We start from the raw sequence: 19,039 nt of genomic DNA on the forward strand, positions 1-19,039 counted from the left end.
CTGTGAAAAGTCCGATTGAAACGCTCCGGGGCCTGTTCTCCTCCCAGAACAGGCACTCTCCCGCCTCTCTCACGGCACCAGCCGAGCGGCTCGCTCTGCCGGCTCTGCTGCTTCAGGCCGAAAAGATTGCAGCCAGCCTTCAGGCTGGCACACATGGCCGCCGACGCTCCGGAGGCGGGGAAGACTTCTGGCAATTCCGCCCTTATCACTCTGGGGAACCGGCAACGGCCATTGATTGGCGGCAGTCCGCACGCTCTCCCATCGAAAATACCTTCTGGGTGCGGGAACGGGAGCGGGAAAACGCGCAGTCTCTGCTCGTGTGGTGCGACCCATCTGCATCCATGGACTGGCGGTCTTCAGTGCAGCTCCCCACAAAACGGGAGCGTGCTCAGCTCTGTACACTGGCACTGGCCGGTGCGGCTCTCCGCGGCGGTGAACGGGCTGGCCTTCTGACAGGCCCAGAAGCCGGACGCGTTTTTGGTGGAGCTCAGGTGCTCAGCCGGCTTGGCGAGGCTCTCCTTCACTCTTCGACGGATGAACCAGAACTTCCTCCCCTGAATGCGCTGTCACCTCAGACAGACCTGGTTCTCATCAGTGACTTTCTTTGGGAAGAAGACCGGATCGAAGCCGTTCTCAAGCATTGCGCCAGTCGGCCAGTCCGCATCCATCTGCTCTGCATTCTGGATCCCGGCGAGCGTTCCCTTAACCAGACAGGACGAATCCGCTTTTCCGGCCTGGAGGGCGGTGTTTTGACCCTTCCCGCCGTGGAAAGTCTCAATTCAGCTTATGAACACGCGGTCTCAGCGCATCTGGGTGCGTTGAAAGCAAGTGCAGCAAACCTGCATGCCGACTGCATTGTGCATGAAACATCGCAGGACCCGCTCCCTGCGTTGCTGGCACTCCACCTCGCCATGGGAAGCGGACGATGATTTTTCTCTCGCCTCTTCTTCTACTTGGTCTGCTGGCACTTCCAGCGCTGTGGTGGCTTGTCCGCGCGACACCTCCTGCCCCGCAGGAAAAGTCCTTTCCATCGCTGCTACTGCTCCGGCGCCTGACGGCGCAGCGGGAGGATGCTGCACGTTCGCCTCTGTGGCTTCTGATTCTGCGGATTGCCGCAGTTGCACTGGTTATTTTCGGCCTTTCCCGTCCCGTCCTCATTCCACACAGCTCTGGGAAGACTAACGGTCCTGTCCTCATTGTTATGGATGACGGATGGGCCGCAATCCCGCACTGGAATGAACGCGTTGCAGCGGCTCTTTCCCTTGGACAGTCAGCCCTCCGCAGCGGAAACCCGGTAACACTTGTTCGTGCAGCCCGCTCCCCCGATGGCGCGATGCCGGAGCCTTTCGTCACGAGAGACAGCCACGCTCTTTCGGAACGTCTTGAGCACATACGCCCTCAGCCCTGGCCGGTTGATCGCGCAGGGCTGGCTGACGAGCTTGGCCATATGGATCTGTCGAACCAACATATTACCCTGCTGTCTGACGGGGTCGCTGCCCCTCATGACGAAGCTCTGCAAAAAGCCTTAAGCAAAGCAGACGCGGTGCAGGATATGCGCTGGAATCCCTGCGATGTTCTACGCCTGAGCGCCAATCAGGAGGCCAACGGCACTCTTCATGCAAAGGTCGAAGGATTTTCCTGCCCCAGCCGAACAGTCACGGTTCGTGCCGTTGTAGGGAATGGCGGGACCTTGGCGGCGTATCCGGTTCAGGTTGGCGAAGACAAAATACTTCCGCTACCTGCGCTGCTTCGCAATCAGCTGGATCATTTCGCTGTAGAAGGCCTAGTAGGCCCAGCGACAACAGTGCTGAGAGGAGACGCCGGGCATCGCCGCCCTGTCGGCCTCCTTCAGACGCCCGGCGACAACACACCGCTCATTGGTTCAGCATTCTTCCTCAATCATGCGCTCGATACACTCTCGGAACGCCGAACCGGTGACGCGAGCGCTCTACTCGGTTCGTCACTTTCCGTCTTGGTGGCCACCGATGGATCCCTGTCTGGCGAGCAGACCCGCAACCGCGTTCTCGAGTGGGTCCGGCATGGTGGAATGCTTATCCGCTTTGCTGGGCCGGGCCTTGCAGCCGCTCAGTCTTCGCAACAGGATAACGCGACCGACGACGCACCGGATGCCCTGCTGCCCGTTCCCCTGATGAGAGGTATGCGCCAGCTCGGAGGGCCGATGTCCTGGGGCAAGCCTCAGGCTCTGGAAACTTTCCCCGCCACGTCGCCTTTTGCTGACCTCGCCATTCCGCCAGACGTGACAGTCTCACGACAGGTTCTTGCGAAGCCGGAAACGGGTTTGCAAGATCACGTCTGGGCCGCCTTGGCAGACGGGACGCCGCTGGTCACGGCACGGTCGGAAGGCAATGGAGAAATTGTCCTGTTCCACATCACAGCCTCTCCTGACTGGTCCAATCTTCCCATTTCCGGCCTGTTTCCACAGATGCTGGAGCGTCTGATCGAGCGCTCCGCAGGCGTGACTGGCACGAGCCCCAACGATCTTTCCCCTTGGCGCACGCTGGACAGCACCGGCGGCCTCACGATGCCGCCCGCAGCAGCCAGATCCGTCAAAGCTAATGCTCTTGCCACCACCGAAGTTAGCGTCACACACCCAGCAGGGCTCTATGGTCCCGCCCGCGGAACACGCCCACTGAACCTGTCCGACCACGCGCCCCCTCTTCGGGAAGAGGCGCTTATGGGAACGCAGCTTACGCCCGAAGGCGCGTCACCAGACCGGCCGCTTGGCCCATGGCTTCTGGCCACCGGGCTGCTGGTCCTGCTTGTGGATTTTGCATTGTCCCTGCGACGGCGTGGCCTGCTTGGCCCTCTGTGTGGTGCACTTGTGGTACTTTCGTTCCAACAGGCCCAAGCTCAGCAACCAGTCCCCTCAGTACTCCCGACAACGGTGCCGCAGGCCGCATTGGAAACCCGGCTGGCCTACGTCATCACTGGCAATGACGATGTGGATACAGCCTCCCGCGAAGGACTTCAGGGGCTGTCTGACTATACAAGTGCCCGAAGCTCCGCTCTGCTGGGGCACCCTGACGGTGTTGTTCCCGGGAAAGATGATCTGGCGTTTTATCCGCTCATCTACTGGCCCATTACAGCAGACGCACAACCGGATGCCGCTCGCACCAAAGCCCTCAACGCCTTCATGGATCATGGCGGCATTCTGCTGATTGATCAGCAGGGCGCCGGCACGGATATGGATGCAGGATCAGGAGGTGCCGTGAGAGCGGCTCTGAAGCGCGTCACAGACGGACTAACTATTCCTCCTCTTGCCAAACTAACGGACAAACACGTTCTGGGACACACGTTCTATCTCCTCCACAGCGGCTTCCCGGGGCGCGTCAATAGCCAGCCCGTTTATGTGGCTCGCAACGGAGATGAAGCAAACGATGATGTCAGCCCCGTCATCATCGGCAACGGAGACTGGGCCCACGCATGGGCGGTCGATGCGTCCGGCAATCACCCTTACGCCGTTCTTCCCGGCGGTGATGATCAACGCACACAAGCCTATCGCTTTGGCGTCAACATGGTGCTCTACGCCCTGACCGGAAACTACAAGAGCGATCAGGCCCATTACCCGGAAATGCTCCATCGTCTGGGGCAGGACAATCCTGACACGCAAAGCCCCTCCGTTGGCACAGACGAAGACGAGGAGGACGCACCATGACGTTCGACCTTGCCCCCATGCTTCCTCTCTGGCTACTGGCCGCTGTAGCCGCAGTCGTTATTCTTGGCGCCCTTTACGGTCTGGTGCGTGGTGCACGCGGGATGGTCTGGCGTGCATTGGCCGTTCTGATGCTTCTGGGCTGGATGGCTGGACCGCGCTCCCTGCACCCGGTTCTTCGACCTGTTCCACAGGATGCCCTCCTGATCGTGGATCATTCTCCGTCCATGCAGGTTGGGCAGCGTGCGTCTCTCGCAGATCAGACAGCCAATCAGATCACGCAGGATGCAACGCACCTGCCGGGCCTGACACTTCACCGCATTGATGTGCCGGGAGGCGCCGGCCACGGAACGCGCCTGTTTGACGCGATGGATCACGCGGATCTGCCACAAGGTCGTTTTGCCGGAGCCATCGTTGTCACGGATGGCATGGATCATGACGTCCCATCACGGCTTCCAACTCGCTTTCAGGGCCCGAACGGACAGAAACTACCGCTTCATCTGGTTCTGGCGGCGAAGGGAGAAGAAACGGATCGTCGTCTGCGAATTTTGAGCACTCCGCCGTATGCCATTGTCGGCCAGAACGCGACCATTCGCCTTCAGGTGGACGATCTGGGAACGCCTGCCCCGGCGACAGCAACCCTGACTGTGCGTGCGGGAGACGCTCCCGCAACGACCCGAACAATCCAAACAGGCCAGCCGCAGGATATAACCGTTCCTGTCCAGCACCCCGGTGAAACACTGGTTGGCCTCTCCGTCTCAGCCCTCCCGGGCGAGGCCTCTACGCTGAACAACAATGACGTTATTCGCATTCGCGGCGTTCGGGACCGGCTGCGCGTTCTGCTGGTTTCTGGCGTCCCAAACCAGAGTGAGCGCGTTTGGCGCCGCCTGCTGAAAGCGGACCCGTCAGTCGATCTGGTCCACTTCACCATTCTCCGCTCTCCAAGCACAGATGATGGCACACCGCTTTCGGATCTGGCGCTAATACCTTTCCCGATCCGGGAACTGTTTCAGGAAAAAATCCGCAGCTTTGATCTCATCATTCTGGATGGATTTCGTAACAGCAACATCCTGCCGGAAGAGTATCTGACAAACATCGCGGATTATGTTCGCCGTGGTGGTGGCCTGCTTGTCACGGCGGGGCCGGAATTCGTGCAGGATGGCTCCTTGCAGGACACGACACTGGCACAGGTTTTCCCTGCGCATGTGCCAACCGATGGCCTGGTGTCCCAAGCCTTCCGCCCCGTTCTGACAGATCTCGGCAAAGCTCATCCGGTCACTGCGGGACTGGGCAACAGCAATGACTGGGGTCCCTGGTACCGTTCAGCAAAGGTGGACCAGTCACACGGCCAGAATTTGATGAACGGCCCCAATGGCTCACCCCTCCTTCTGCTTGACCGAGTGGATCAGGGACGCGTTGCGATGCTTCTGTCTGATCAGCTTTGGCTCTGGTCACGCAATGAAGGCGGCGGAGGGCCACAAGCTGAACTCCTGCGGCGCCTCTCGCACTGGCTCATGAAAGAACCGGATCTCGAAGAGAACCGGCTAAGTGCCCGCATCGAAAATGGCCAGCTTCTGGTGGACCGTCATGCGCTGGGTCAGACCGCCATAACTCCACAAGCCATGGTGACTCTTCCCGACGGTCACACCCAGCCTATTGCCATGACAGGCGGGAAAGGCCTCTGGCATGGCAGCATGCCGGTAACGGGCGGCGGTATCTGGACAATCCGGCAAGATGGCCTTGTCGCCTTCGCCAGTCCTGCCGCACAGGATATTCTTGAACGGCAGGACCTCCGCGCAACCGCAACAGTCATGGGCGCAACGGCCCAGGCATCGGGCGGAAGCCAGAACTGGGCAGGAATCGGTATTCCTCATCTGCGACAAATCACCACAGGGCAGGATCTATCCGGTTCGGGATGGATCGGCCTGCCAGTCAGTCAAGCGGCCGTGGCCGGGGAAACGCGAACGCAGGACCTCGTTCCAGCATGGCTTGCGCTCGTTCTCGCCCTACTATTCCTTGGCTTTGGCTGGTGGCGGGAAGGACGTTGATATTGCAGCATGTGACAAGTTGCGGACGACGATTCTGGAGACTCGCACAGGACTTCAGATCGCAGTATATTGACCCTATGCGACTGCCCCTCACCCTGCCCCGCCTTCTGCTGATTGCCGCTTTGGCAGCCACACCGACAATCTTCGTGCCCTGGCACTCTGCCCATGCGCAGGATGCCGATGACGCAGAAGCTGAACAGGAAGCGGAAGAATCTGCCAAAAAGGCAGAAGCCCGCAAGGCCGCGAAACGCGCCGCCCCGCCTTCAGCTCTGCCAGGCGCAGAAGCGGCAGATGACGATGCGGGCCATGCACGTGTGGACACGAACCCGACGACGGCTCTCTTTGATGCTATCAATCGCGGTTCGCTGAATGCGTCCAAAGAAGCCTTGAATCGTGGTGCTGACATGAATGGCCACAACATTCTCGATCAGACCCCGCTGGACATGGCGATTGACCTGAATCGCAAAGACATCATGTTCCTGCTGCTTTCCATGCGGACCTACAATCCGGATGGACGCCTGGAAACGAGCGTCAAGGATAGCGGCGTGCAGATGAAAGGTGGCAGCGGTCACCTGACGATTGGCGGCAAAGCCTCGACGGCAATGCGCGCAGCTCCTTCACCCCATTTCGATGAAAAAGGTGGCACCGCGGACCCGGCATCCGGCTTCCTCGGATTTGCGGGGCGCTGACGTCCTAAACCTTCAGAAACAAAAAAGGCCGGAAGGAGAACTCTCCTTCCGGCCTTTTTTATGTCTTGGCTTTCAGAACACGAGAGCGCTTAGCCAACGTTGCGCAAGGCAACGCTCTCCTGACGCAGAATATCAATCGGCACCATTTCTCCGTCCCGCTCGAAGAACCAGAACGTCCACCCATTACAAGAAGGCGCATTGGTCAGCATTGCGCCCAACTTGTGAATGGAACCCCGCTGATTACCCGATACCAGCGTGCCATCTGGTGTGACCGTTGCCTTCAGACGCTTCTGGCGATCGTAAAGCGCCGTTCCGGCAGGCAAGACACCCGTTTCCACAAAGCTCCCGAACGGGATCCGTGGAATATCGCGTTTGGCGGGCGTGACGGCAACATGCTCGGACGTCAGACGTTCCTCGCGGGCTACGCGCTCACGCGCAGCCTTCACATAATCGGGGTGACGCTCAATTCCGACGTAGTGACGCCCCAGTCGCTTGGCCACCGCAGGTGTCGTGCCACTGCCACAGAATGGGTCAAGCACGACATCTTCAACATTCGTGGACGCCACAAGCACACGATGCAGAAGGCTTTCCGGCTTCTGCGTCGGATGCAGCTTCAAACCGTGCTCGTTTTTGAGGCGCTCGTTCCCCGTGCACAACGGCAAGTACCAGTCTGATCGCATCTGAAGGTCATCGTTCAGCGCTTTCATGGCCTGATAATTGAAGCGATAACGGCTCTGCGGGCTCTTGGCCGCCCAGATCATCGTTTCATGAGCATTCGTAAACCGGCGCCCACGGAAATTCGGCATCGGGTTGGATTTGCGCCAGATGATATCGTTCAGGATCCAGAACCCAAGATCCTGAAGAATGGCACCGAGACGAAACACGTTATGATAGGAGCCGATCACCCAGATCGTGCCGTCCTTGTCCAGAATACGATGTGCTTCTGACAGCCACTCACGCGTGAATTTGTCGTACGCCGAGTAATCGTCGAACTTGTCCCAGGCATCATCAACGCCATCAACGACAGTTTCGTCCGGGCGCCGCAGTTCGCCACGAAGCTGAAGATTATATGGCGGATCGGCAAAGATGCAGTCCACGCTGCCATCCGGCAGGGTCTTCATCGTCTCCACGCATTCACCACGCAGGATCTGGTCCACTGGGAGTTCGCCGGTCATGCTGCGTGTGCCTCTGCTTCAATCATGTTTCGAATAGGCGCAAATCCGCGCCTGTGATGGGGCGTCACACCCTGTGTTTTCAGGCCGCTCATATGAACAGCGGTGCCATATCCCGCATTGCGCTCCCATCCATAGGCATCATGCCGAACGGCAAGACGGGCCATCAGGCGGTCTCGTGTAATTTTTGCGATAATAGAGGCTGCCGCGATGGAGAGGCTGATGCCATCTCCACCAATCACCATCTGAATGGGACAGGGCAGCTTGGGCGCGTGCTTGCCATCAACCAGCGCAAGATCCGGCATGCGATCCAACCGGTCCAACGCCCGTCTCATGGCCAGGTGGCAAGCCTGCGCAATGTTGATCTGTTCAATTTCCGTGACGGATGCTGCGCCGACCCCGATCAGGATATTCGAAGCCTGCATCAGTAGATCGTAGGCGACCATTCGCCGTTTCGCTGTCAGTTTCTTGGAATCATCCAGAAGGTGCGACAGCATTTCATCGGGGGGAGAGGTGAACGCGACAGCTGCTGCCACGACAGGTCCAGCCAGAGGACCACGCCCGACTTCGTCGATCCCGACGACCAGCCCTCCGTGGGCCGCTTCAAGGGCGTAATCTGGCATTCCTGAACTTCTCCCCGACCAATCCGGTCAATCAACTGACTACCGAATCGGTTTTGAATCATGGCGACTCGAAAGGGAAGCCCAAAAATGGCTTATTTTTCAGAATAAGTTGTCAAGTGTGCCTCGAAAGACTCTTTCACGTGCCTTTCAGAGGTTTTCCTGCTCACCCTCGCCCTCTGCCGGGCCCTGAGGTGCGCTGGAGGCATGATGCGTGTGGTTCACCTGCTGCTGTATTTCGGGCCACCGGCTGATCGTGTCACCGATGTTGAACACGAGCAGCACGATGCTGACGGCAAGAAGAGATCGCCCTCGTCCGGTGATCTGGCGACGACGCCAGAAATATCCAGGCAGGAACAGCCACCACCAGAAACCTGGAGGTGTAGCGCCCGTTTCCCGGATCGAATTCCGATCCATAAAAAACGCAGTAAAAAAAAGACCCAGCACCAGAAGACTGACGATAGACATCGTGCTCATGCGATCGGCTTCCGCAACATGCCGCCAGTCCATGATGTAAAGCGTCAGGCGCCCCATGATCCACGGACCAACCAGAAGCGCCCAGGCCCAATGCTCTGAAATTTCGGCGGAAGGGCGTATCAGTCCCGTCAATGGTGAAACCAGCCCGGCGGACGATGCCGGACGCCAGGAATCCCCAAAGGTCGGTGTCCAGACCAGCGTCTCCGGACGAATCCGCTGCTGCATGATCAGACGCAGAATTTCTTCACGGGATACGGGCCCAGTCTGCTGCCCGTTATTCTCGTAAAACCATTCCATAGAAAAAAAGCCTCCCGGATTACTCCGGGAGGCTTCTAGCACACGATGTAATGCGTGTGTGAAATCAGCTGCTCTTACGACCGAACAGCAGACCACCGACAATCATGCCAACAACTGTTGCAATGACGATCGAGATAAGCGGACGATCCTGCACAAAAGCCGTCGCAGCTTCGAGCTTCGTCTCGCCTTCGTCATAGAGGTCAGCGAATTCCTGCTGAGCCATGCCAGACAGCTGATCGAACTTGCCTTCAGCCTGCGTGGCGGTGTCGCCCGTCAGACCGCCAACGCCGTCCTTGACCTTGCCCTTGACTTCATCAAGTAGGCCCTCAGCCTTTGTACCTGTCGTATCAGCCATGTCTGTATCTCCTTATCCGGATGTGATCCGTTCCTGCCTTAAACGGCCCACGGACCATCGGGTTTCCATAAGGATATGGTGCGAGCATGAAATGAAGCAAGAGACAGATTGCCTTGAAAAGCAATCTCTTAGCCTTCCATGTTGCGTATTCGTTGCCAAACCTGAACAGGATTTAAGGTCCCGTCATGGCAGCATTGCGTTCACTGCACTATAAGGAAAGAACTGACGGAAGGATGCCGTTTCTCAGGTGCATCCATACCAAAAAGCTGTACGGGAAAGACAGGACTACTATGGACGAGCAGACGGCCGGACCCAGCGACCGCCACCAGAGCATAAACGCCCAGTCCCCCTCGCCAGCCCGACGCCCCCGCCGTCGTTGGCTGCTATGGGGCACGATTGTTCTGGTGATTCTGCTGATCCTTTTTGCAGTCCTGCGGACGCATGGATCCCATTCAGGAAAATCGCACAAAAATGGCGCAGCGGGCGACACTCAGCCTGTTGCCGTTGCCACGGTTCATACAGGCGACATGCCTGTCATCCTGCAACTGATCGGCACAGTCATTCCCGTGACAAACGTGACGATTACACCGCGCGTCAACGGACATATTCTTGATGTGTATTATCAGGAAGGTCAGCACGTTAAAAAAGGCGATGAACTGGAGCTGATTGATCCACGTCCTTACGAGGCAGTTCTTGCACAATATAAGGGTACGCTCGCCGCAGACCGTGCCCAGCTTGAAAAAGCCCGCGTTGATAATGCCCGCTACCAGAAGCTGATCCGTCAGAACTCGACTTCCGCCATGACGGCCCGGGATCAGGAATTCACGGTTCAGCAGCTTGAAGGCACTGTGAAATTCGACGAAGCGAACGTTCGTAACGCCGAGCTGGACGTCATGTACTGCCACATTATTGCGCCGGTTGATGGCCGCGTTGGTATCCGCGTGCTCGACAAAGGCAACTATGTCTCAGCAGGACAATCCGGCGGCCTGACAATCCTGACCCAGATGGAGCCCATCTCGGTCATCTTCACGGTTCCGCAGAACCAGATTGGCCCTGTTGCTGATCGTCTGCGTGAAGTTCAGGAACTTCCGGTCGAGGCCTGGAACAGCGATAACACTCAGAAGATTGCTGACGGCACCGTGAAAGCACTGGACAGTCAGATCGACACGTCCACCGGTACGGTTCGTATGCGTGGCATTTTCGCCAATGAAGACGAGCGGCTGTTCCCGAATGAATTCGTGAATGCACATCTCCTCGTCAATACGCTGCACAACGTCCTTATCGTGCCAGGCAATGCACTCCAGACCGGCCCTGACGGACAGTTCCTGTATGTCGTTCAGCCGGACATGACGGTGAAGGATGTGCCGGTCAAGGTTGGTGAGACGGACGACAGCAACGCCGTCATTCTGTCCGGTGTGAAGACGGGTGATCGCGTCGTGACTGATGGTGTGAGCCATCTGCGTCCGGGACAGAAAATCTCAATCCCCGATACGTCCACGCCGAACACCCAGAACGCCGCTGCAGAAGCCAAGACGGCCGAGACCCATCATCGCCACAGCAATGGCCAGCAGAGCACCGATGCCGCCAAGCGTGGCAATGATCCGTCCGCAGCCGATGTTACCGGCAATCACTGACCGCTCACAGGGAACAGCAAGACCGTGAATCCGTCCCGCCTGTTCATCGAGCGTCCGGTTGCCACCAGCCTCCTGATGTTCGCCATCCTGCTGAGCGGACTGCTCGGCTACCACTTCCTGGCAGTCTCCGCGCTGCCTCAGGTTGAATACCCAACCATTACGGTTTCGACCTATTACCCAGGCGCCGGACCGGACGTGATGAGCACGTCCATCACGGCTCCACTTGAAACGCAGCTTGGGCAGATGCCGGGCCTGGACCAGATGACGTCACAGTCTTCTGGCGGTGCCTCGGTGGTGACCCTGCGCTTCGGCCTCGACATGTCCATGGATGTGGCGGAGCAGGAAGTTCAGGCTGCCATCAATAATGCCACATCATTGCTGCCAACGGATCTGCCAGCACCTCCGATTTATGCGAAGGTCAATCCGGCGGATACTCCGGTCCTGACACTGGGTATCACGTCGAAAACCCTGCCGCTTCCGGAAGTGGAAGATTACGTCAACACGCGTCTTGAGCAGAAGATCAGCCAGATCTCCGGCGTGGGTCTCGTCACGCTGTCTGGTGGCAATCGCAAGGCGTACCGCATTCAGGTCAACATCCCGAAGCTGACATCGTACGGCATCGCGATTGATACCTTGCGCACGATCATTACGACCGTGAACGTCAACTCCCCAACAGGCACATTTGACGGCCCAAAACGCTCTACATCTCTACGCATTGATGGGCAGATCAAGTCCGTCGATCAGTTGATGGACCAAATCATTGCCTATCAGAACAGCGGCCCGATCCGCGTTCGCGATGTGGCTACGGTCGTCGAAGGCGCAGAGAACACTCAGCTGGCGGCATGGTCGAACAAGACCCCTGCCCTGATCCTGAATGTTCAGCGCCAGCCCGGCGCCAACGTGATTGGCGTGGTGGACAACGTTCTGCGCATCCTGCCCCAGCTCAAGCAGGACCTGCCCCCTGGCATCGAAATCACACCGCTGACAGACCGGACAACAACCATCCGTGCCTCTGTTGACGATGTTGAATACGAGCTGGGTCTGTCCATGCTGCTCGTGGTCGGCGTCATCTTCGTCTTCCTGCGCAATGTCCCTGCCACAATCATTCCCAGCCTGTCGGTCCCGCTTTCGCTGGTGGGCACCATGGCGGCAATGTACCTGCTCGGGTTCTCGCTCGATAACCTGTCGCTGATGTCCCTCACCATTGCCACAGGCTTTGTGGTGGATGACGCCATCGTGGTGATCGAGAACATTGCCCGCTACGTGGAAGCCGGCGAAGATCGTTACACCGCTGCCCTGAAGGGTGCTGGCGAAATCGGCTTCACCATCATCTCGCTAACAGTTTCGCTGATCGCAGTGCTCATCCCACTGCTGTTCATGAAGGATGTCGTGGGACGCTTGTTCCACGAATTCGCCATGACGCTCTCCATCACGATTGTCATCTCGGCCATTGTTTCCATTACGCTGGTTCCAATGATGTGCGCGCGGATGCTGACGGATACGCATGCCCCCTCCAAGAGCCGTGGGTTCTGGGGCCGCCTGTCCGATGCAACGGAACGCGGCATCAATGGCATGATTGCCTTGTACGGTCGCTGGCTGGACGTGGTTCTGCGGTTCCGTGGCCTGACACTTCTGGTCACGCTCGGAACAATTATCCTGACGGGCGCACTGGCCTACACAATCCCGAAAGGCTTCTTCCCAACGCAGGATACAGGCGTTGTGCAGGGCATTTCCGTCATGTCCCAGGCCATTTCCTTTAATGGCATGAAGGAGCGTCAGGCCGCTTTGGGGGCAGAGATCCTCAAGGATCCGGATGTGGCCAGCATTTCCTCTTTTGTGGGAATTGACGGCCAGAACATGACGCTGAACGTCGGCCGTTTTCTGATTAATCTCAAGGCACGGGATGAGCGCACCTCTGACCTGACAACCATTCTTCAGCGACTGGGTCAGGTCGGCCAGAATGTCATCGGAACGCAGCTGTTTGTTCAGCCGATTCAGGATCTGTCTCTGGATTCCTCGATTTCGGCCACACAATACCAGTTCATGCTGGAGAACCCGGATTACGACACCTTCAAGACCTGGGTTCCCAAAATTGTCGACGCGCTGAAACAGGAGCCTTCCCTGTCGGATGTCACGTCCGATCTGCAGGCTGAAGGTCTGGTTGCCCAGCTCTCGCTCGACCGTGCAACGGGTGCCCGCTATTCCATCACACCGCAGACGGTCGATAACCTTCTGTATGACAGTTATGGCCAGCGTCAGATCTCAACGATCTACACGCAGGCCAACCAGTACCGCGTCATTTTGGAAGCGCTTCCGGATCTTCAGAACGACCTGACATCTCTCAATCAGCTATACCTGCCGGGGATTTCATCCGAAGCGGGCAGCAGCACCTCCGGCCCGACACGTCAGCCGACTTCCGGGTTGGTCCCGCTGAAGCAGGTTACGACGATCAGTCATAGCCTTGCCCCCCTTCTCATCAGTCATTACGGCCAGTTCCCAGCCACGACGATCTCTTTCAACGTCTCGAAAGGGTATTCGCTCGGTGCGGCAACGAGTGCCATTGAACGGGTTGAGAAGCAGCTTGGCCTTCCCCCGGCATTCGAAACCGCGTTTCAAGGCACAGCCGCAGCTTTCCGCTCGTCTCTGACGAACGAGGTCTGGCTTGTTATGGCTGCGGTCATCGCGGTCTACATCGTTCTGGGTATTCTCTATGAGAGCTTCATCCACCCCATCACCATCCTGTCCACGCTGCCATCCGCTGCTATCGGCGCGCTGATTGGCCTGTACCTGTTCGGTATGGACCTCGACATCATGGGGATCATCGGCATCGTGCTGCTGATCGGCATTGTAAAAAAGAATGCCATCATGATGATCGACTTCGCACTCGAGGCCGAGCGACTGGAAGGGCACACACCGCTCGAAGCCATTCGCCAGGCAGCCCTCCTGCGTTTTCGTCCGATCCTCATGACGACGCTGGCCGCTTTGTTTGGTGCCCTGCCTCTCATGCTGAGCCATGGCGTCGGCTCCGAACTGCGCCGCCCCCTCGGCGTGGCGATTGTGTGTGGCCTGATGCTGTCACAGATGCTGACCCTGTTCACCACTCCGGTCATCTATCTGTTCATGGACGGCATCGGCCGTAAGACGCGGACGCTGATGCAGCGCTATCATGCAGGCCGGGCGCAAACTCCAAGCACGCACAGCAACCCGTGAGGCTGATCCGCCTTTTCGTCATGCGGCCAGTTGGAACGATCCTTCTGGCCGTCGCGCTCCTGATCGGCGGCATCCTGGGCTATTTCAGCCTGCCCGTCGCCGATCTGCCGAACGTAGACTTCCCGGTCATCATGGTGATGGCGAACCAGCCTGGCGGTTCTCCGTCCGAAATCGCCAGTACAGTGGCAGCCCCGCTGGAGCGGCATCTGGGTGCGATTTCGGGCGTTACGGAGATGACGTCTGAATCAACGGTCAATCAGACGCGCATTACTCTTCAGTTTGACCTCTCCCGCGACATCAATGGTGCCGCACGAGACGTCGAAGCTGCACTTCAGGGCGCACGCCAGGATCTTCCCTCCACTCTGCGCACAAACCCGACTTACGACAAAGCCAACTCCAACGGCCCCCCGGTTGTTGCACTGACGCTGACGTCCAGCACAAGGACGCCACAGGAGCTTTATGAGTTTGCCAGCAACGTTCTGATTCAGCAGCTCAGTCAGGTTGAGGGTGTGGGCGAAGTCGAAATCCGCGGCAGTTCCCTCCCCGCGGTTCGTGTAGAACTGAATCCTCTCCGCCTGTTCCGCTATGGCATTGGTTTCGAAGATGTTCGCGCGGCACTTGCATCGGCCAATGCTCACACGCCGAAGGGTTTCATTGACTCCCACGGCACGCGTCTCATGCTGTCAACGAACGATCAGGCCAGCAAAGCCGTTGATTACCGTGGGCTGGTCGTCGCCTATCGTGACAGCCAACCTGTTCGCCTGACAGACGTCGCGGAAGTCAATGACAGCGTTGAAGATCTACGCCAGACAGGCTTCCTCAATGGTCAGCGCGCCATCATCTGTACAGTGTTCACACAGGGTGGCGCCAACGTCATCAAGACGGTTGATGGTATTCGCAAGCGCCTTCCCATTCTTCAGTCGGCAATGCCGGGCAACACCCATATCAACGTCCTGATTGACCGTTCCAAGACAATCCGCGCCTCCCTGAACGATACAAAACAGACCCTCATCATAGCCGTAGTGCTGGTCGTGGTCGTTGTCCTGCTGTTTCTGCGCAGCCTGTCCGCCATTCTGATTCCAGCGATTGTCGTCCCGATTTCGATCATCGGAACGTTTGGGGTCATGTCGCTGCTGGGTTATCAGCTCGACAATATGTCTCTGATGGCCCTGACAATCTCCACCGGCTTCGTTGTGGACGATGCCATCGTCGTGCTTGAGAACATTACCCGTTATATGGAAATGGGTCATGAGCGGGTGGAAGCCGCCATCCTCGGGGCAAGCGAGGTTGCCTTTACTGTTTTATCCATCACCATGTCCCTGATTGTGGTTTTCGCTCCCATCATGTTCATGGGCGGCATTGCGGGTCGGCTATTCCATGAGTTCGCGATGGTCATGGTTATCACGCTGACCATCTCCATGGTGCTGTCCCTCTCCCTCACCCCGATGCTCAGCGCCCTGATCCTCAGCTCTGCGCCCGCAGCCTCACAGGGCTTCTGGGGCAGAATTGGTTCCATGCTTGAATGCATGATCGACCGGGTCGCCAAAGGATATGAACAGTCACTCGGATGGAGCCTTCGGCATCCATTCCTGATCGTTATGTCCTTGCCAGCAACACTGATTTTGGCCGGTGTTCTCTTTGTGAAAATGCCCAAGGGCTTCTTTCCGTCTGAAGATACCGGGCAACTCATGGGGCGTCTCGTCGCCGATCAGTCCGTGTCCTTTCAGTCCCTGAAAGACATTACGGCCCGCGCCATGAAAGTCGTCGCAGCAGACAGGGATGTTGCGGGGGTCATGGGTGGCGCAGGCGGACGCTCGGCCAATTCCGCCAATCTTTTTGTCGCGCTTAAATCCAAGGAAGAGCGCAAGGACGATCTGGCTGCAACGGTTCAACGCATCAACCGGGCCTTCTCGCACGTTCCAGGCGCGCAACTCCGCCTTATGGCTCCAGGGGCAGTCCGTATAGGTGCGCGCTCGGGAGACGCAGCCTATCAGTACTCGCTGGAAGGCCCATCGGCCGAAGAGCTCTATGAGTGGACGCCTAAAATTGTTGCAGCGCTCTCAAAAATTCCCCTGCTGATGGATGTTTCATCCAACGTGGAGGAAGGCGGTCAGGCCATTGCCATTGCGATCAATCGGGATATGTCCTCCCGGTATTCCATCACGCCCCAGCTGATTGCGAATACACTCTATGACGCGTTTGGTCAGCGTTCAGCTTCCGTCATTTACGGGAATCTGAACCAGTATCATGTGGTGATGGAAGTCGCTCCGCGATACTGGGAAAGCCCCGAAACGCTGAAACAGATGTGGGTTAGTGCCTCTGGTGGAACCGCCGCAGGCGGCACGTCCTCTAATAACCTGCGTGTTCGAGCCGACACCGCAACTAGCACGCTCTCTCAGAGCGAACAGTCTTACATCAACTCCGTAGCGAATGCTTTGGCAGGTGGAAAATCCGCGTCTAGTGGTGCAGCCGTTGCCACTAGCGTTTCCAACATGGTGCCGCTCTCGGTGCTTGGATATCAGCGCGCCACGAACACGGCCCTGACGGTCAACCATGATGGACTTTCCGTTGCTACAACCGTGTCTTTCAATTTGGCGCCAGGTGCCTCTCTCGGACCTGCCGTTCAGGCTGTCGAAACGGCGATGGTCAAACTGCATGTTCCGCCCACCATTCATGGTGGATTTGCAGGCAATGCCGCAGCTTTCCAGAAGTCTGTCAGTGATGAGCCTTTGCTGATCCTTGCTGCTCTTGCGGCGGTCTATATCGTTCTGGGTATGCTCTATGAGAGCCTGATCCATCCCTTGACGATCCTGTCCACCCTGCCCTCTGCTGGCGTCGGCGCCCTTCTCGCCCTTCAGTTGTTTGGGCAGGAATTCTCCCTCATGGCAATGATTGGCGTCATTCTTCTGATTGGTATCGTCAAGAAGAACGCGATCATGCTGATCGACTTTGCTCTTGTCGCACAACGCGAGGGCGCAACAGCTTTTGAGGCTATCCAGCAGGCGAGCGTTCTGCGATTTCGCCCAATCCTTATGACATCTCTGGCCGCAGCCTTTGGGGCCGTGCCTCTCGTCTTCGGGAATGGATATGGCTGCGAACTGCGCCGCCCGCTTGGCATCGCCATTCTGGGTGGGCTGATGGTCAGCCAGCTTCTCACGCTCTACAGCACGCCCGTCGTGTTCCTTTATCTCGATCGTTTTGGAAAGATGCTCGGCCGCGCCCGGCATAACTTTGCCATTCTGCTTCACATCTCGCCCCGGGAAACGGAAATCTGATGACCGTCCTTCGTATGCCTTCCCTGCGTACTTTTCTGCTGGGAGCAGCCGTGCCTTTCCTGAGTGGGTGCATGGTTGGACCGAATTACCATCGTCCTTCGGCAGTCATTTCTCCACACTTCAAAGAAGTGCCGCCACCAGCCGGCTGGAACAAGGCGCGCCCTGATCTGGTTCAGATGCCCAAAGGCGACTGGTGGACCATCTTCAATGATCCGCTTCTCAATGATCTGGAAGAACGCATCGCGACATCCAATCAGAGCCTGAAGGAATACGAAGCGCAGTATCGCAAAGCCGCGGCGACCATCGATTCCATCAAGGCAAGCCTGTACCCCACACTGAGCGGGAATTTCAGCTTCAACAGGAATTCGCAGGGCAGCAGTGCCTCAAGCACCAGTGGTGGTTTCACCTACACCTCCTCGCAGTCCTACACGAGCAACACTTGGGCAACCGGCCCATCTGCAAGCTGGACGGTTGATGTCTGGGGAAAAATACGGCGGCAGGTTCAGCAGCAGGTTGCTGCAACGCAGGGCGACGCCGCGCTGGTTGCCAGCATGCGCCTGTCCTATCAACTGACACTGGCGCAGGACTATTTCAGCCTGCGATACCAGGATAGCCTGGTCGATCTCTATACGCGCAACGTGGGCCTATACCGGGACAATCTCAAAATTCTTGAAAACCAGCTTGAGGCAGGCGTTGCTGACCCAACAAGCCTTCTGCAGGCCCGGTATCTTCTGCAATCCACCGAAGCCAGCCTCGCCAATGCTCATATTGCCCGCGCCCAATATGAGCATGCCATTGCAATGCTGACCGGTCGCGCACCGGCAGACGTGACGATCGCTCCAGCATTGCTTCCCAAGGAGATTCCTGCAGCTCCTGTAGCCGTTCCTTCCATGATCCTTGAACGCCGACCGGACGTCGCTCAGGCTGAGCGCAACATGGAAGCCTATAATGCCGAAATCGGATATGCGATTGGCGCGTTCTTCCCGGAAATCACGCTCTCTGCATCTTATGGTTATAGCGGTAATCCGCTCCAGCAACTGATCCAGACCGCTACCCGTACCTGGGGCCTGGGCGCGGCTGCCACGGAAACGATCTTCCAGGGCGGCGCACGAACTGCTGCTGTCCGTGAAGCCGAGGCAGACTACGATAATGCTGTTGCGACATATCGACAGACCGTTCTTGCAGCCATGCAAGACACGGAAGATCAGATGTCGAATCTGCATTACCTTGATCAGCAGCTAGGACTTCAGAACCAGGCCGTCGCAAGTGCCCAGGCTGCCGTACGGGTCTCCATGAATGAGTATCTCGCCGGCACCCAGATTTACACGACCGTCATTACAGCACAGCAGACCGCTCTTCAGTATGAAGAGAGCCAACTGAGCATTCGCCAGCAGCAATTCAATGCTGAAGTTGCTCTGCTGACTGATCTTGGCGGCGGCTGGAATGTAAAAGACCTCCCAACAAAGGCCTCTCTTCAGACCGACAACCCTTTGCTTCCCTCTTTCATCCAGAAAGACAAAAACGGACGCTGAAAACAAAAAGGGCGGGATTTTCATCCCGCCCTTTTTTATGCCCTCATCCGGCGAAGG

Annotated in this window: 12 protein-coding genes; 8 read left to right on the forward strand and 4 right to left on the reverse strand. The window is 57.7% G+C overall.

Annotation, left to right across the window (positions count from 1 at the left end; translation table 11 throughout):
• The first annotated feature begins 2 nt into the window (after nucleotides 1-2).
• From JN414_RS09645 to JN414_RS09660, 4 genes are all read left to right on the forward strand, one after another.
• Nucleotides 3-929 (forward strand): DUF58 domain-containing protein, encoded by a 927-nt coding sequence (locus JN414_RS09645; RefSeq protein ID WP_202207699.1) that lies wholly within the window; start codon nucleotides 3-5, stop codon nucleotides 927-929.
• The gene (locus JN414_RS09650) at nucleotides 926-3,676 is read left to right on the forward strand and encodes a DUF4159 domain-containing protein (RefSeq protein ID WP_202207700.1); all 2,751 of its coding nucleotides are present in this window, start codon (nucleotides 926-928) and stop codon (nucleotides 3,674-3,676) included. Before JN414_RS09645 ends, JN414_RS09650 begins: the two co-directional genes overlap by 4 nt.
• Nucleotides 3,673-5,721 (forward strand): VWA domain-containing protein, encoded by a 2,049-nt coding sequence (locus tag JN414_RS09655; RefSeq protein ID WP_202207701.1) that lies wholly within the window; start codon nucleotides 3,673-3,675, stop codon nucleotides 5,719-5,721. The genes JN414_RS09650 and JN414_RS09655 overlap by 4 nt, the downstream gene beginning before the upstream one ends.
• 77 nt (nucleotides 5,722-5,798) lie before the next feature.
• Nucleotides 5,799-6,410, forward strand: a complete 612-nt coding sequence (locus JN414_RS09660; protein WP_202207702.1) for an ankyrin repeat domain-containing protein — start codon at nucleotides 5,799-5,801, stop codon at nucleotides 6,408-6,410.
• An 89-nt stretch (nucleotides 6,411-6,499) separates the two neighbouring features.
• On the opposite strand, the gene JN414_RS09665 is transcribed toward JN414_RS09660, so the two are convergent.
• The 4 genes from JN414_RS09665 to JN414_RS09680 form a co-directional block, all read right to left on the reverse strand.
• Nucleotides 6,500-7,585 (reverse strand): DNA methyltransferase, encoded by a 1,086-nt coding sequence (locus tag JN414_RS09665; RefSeq protein ID WP_046901202.1) that lies wholly within the window; start codon nucleotides 7,583-7,585, stop codon nucleotides 6,500-6,502.
• A complete protein-coding gene (locus JN414_RS09670) occupies nucleotides 7,582-8,205 on the reverse strand; it encodes a ribonuclease HII (protein ID WP_202207703.1) in 624 nt (207 codons plus the stop codon). Before JN414_RS09670 ends, JN414_RS09665 begins: the two co-directional genes overlap by 4 nt.
• Nucleotides 8,206-8,352: 147 nt before the next feature.
• The gene (locus tag JN414_RS09675; RefSeq protein ID WP_202207704.1) at nucleotides 8,353-8,976 is read right to left on the reverse strand and encodes a DUF4339 domain-containing protein; all 624 of its coding nucleotides are present in this window, start codon (nucleotides 8,974-8,976) and stop codon (nucleotides 8,353-8,355) included.
• Nucleotides 8,977-9,040: 64 nt separating this feature from the next.
• Nucleotides 9,041-9,331, reverse strand: a complete 291-nt coding sequence (locus JN414_RS09680; RefSeq protein WP_046901199.1) for a CsbD family protein — start codon at nucleotides 9,329-9,331, stop codon at nucleotides 9,041-9,043.
• 290 nt (nucleotides 9,332-9,621) lie between these two features.
• On the opposite strand from JN414_RS09680, the gene JN414_RS09685 reads away from it, so the two are divergent.
• Genes JN414_RS09685 through JN414_RS09700 form a run of 4 tightly spaced genes read left to right on the forward strand, consistent with a single transcriptional unit; the run spans nucleotide 9,622 to nucleotide 18,982 of the window.
• Nucleotides 9,622-10,965, forward strand: coding sequence for an efflux RND transporter periplasmic adaptor subunit (locus tag JN414_RS09685; protein WP_202207705.1), 1,344 nt, complete (start codon nucleotides 9,622-9,624; stop codon nucleotides 10,963-10,965).
• A 24-nt stretch (nucleotides 10,966-10,989) separates the two neighbouring features.
• Complete coding sequence (locus tag JN414_RS09690) at nucleotides 10,990-14,175, forward strand: efflux RND transporter permease subunit (RefSeq protein WP_202207706.1); 3,186 nt, start codon at nucleotides 10,990-10,992, stop codon at nucleotides 14,173-14,175.
• Nucleotides 14,172-17,450, forward strand: a complete 3,279-nt coding sequence (locus tag JN414_RS09695; RefSeq protein WP_202207707.1) for an efflux RND transporter permease subunit — start codon at nucleotides 14,172-14,174, stop codon at nucleotides 17,448-17,450. The genes JN414_RS09690 and JN414_RS09695 overlap by 4 nt, the downstream gene beginning before the upstream one ends.
• Complete coding sequence (locus JN414_RS09700) at nucleotides 17,450-18,982, forward strand: efflux transporter outer membrane subunit (protein WP_202207708.1); 1,533 nt, start codon at nucleotides 17,450-17,452, stop codon at nucleotides 18,980-18,982. The genes JN414_RS09695 and JN414_RS09700 overlap by 1 nt, the downstream gene beginning before the upstream one ends.
• Nucleotides 18,983-19,039: the final 57 nt, after the last annotated feature.

Origin of the sequence: Gluconobacter sp. Gdi, assembly GCF_014132155.1 — a bacterium.
Classification (GTDB): Bacteria; Pseudomonadota; Alphaproteobacteria; order Acetobacterales; family Acetobacteraceae; genus Gluconobacter.

Coding starts and splice junctions, on each gene's coding strand:
- JN414_RS09650 (WP_202207700.1), top strand. CDS start 926: ATGATTTTTCTCTCGCCTCTTCTTCTACTTGGTCTGCTGGCACTTCCA.
- JN414_RS09655 (WP_202207701.1), top strand. CDS start 3,673: ATGACGTTCGACCTTGCCCCCATGCTTCCTCTCTGGCTACTGGCCGCT.
- JN414_RS09660 (WP_202207702.1), top strand. CDS start 5,799: ATGCGACTGCCCCTCACCCTGCCCCGCCTTCTGCTGATTGCCGCTTTG.
- JN414_RS09665 (WP_046901202.1), bottom strand. CDS start 7,585: ATGACCGGCGAACTCCCAGTGGACCAGATCCTGCGTGGTGAATGCGTG.
- JN414_RS09670 (WP_202207703.1), bottom strand. CDS start 8,205: ATGCCAGATTACGCCCTTGAAGCGGCCCACGGAGGGCTGGTCGTCGGG.
- JN414_RS09675 (WP_202207704.1), bottom strand. CDS start 8,976: ATGGAATGGTTTTACGAGAATAACGGGCAGCAGACTGGGCCCGTATCC.
- JN414_RS09680 (WP_046901199.1), bottom strand. CDS start 9,331: ATGGCTGATACGACAGGTACAAAGGCTGAGGGCCTACTTGATGAAGTC.
- JN414_RS09685 (WP_202207705.1), top strand. CDS start 9,622: ATGGACGAGCAGACGGCCGGACCCAGCGACCGCCACCAGAGCATAAAC.
- JN414_RS09700 (WP_202207708.1), top strand. CDS start 17,450: ATGACCGTCCTTCGTATGCCTTCCCTGCGTACTTTTCTGCTGGGAGCA.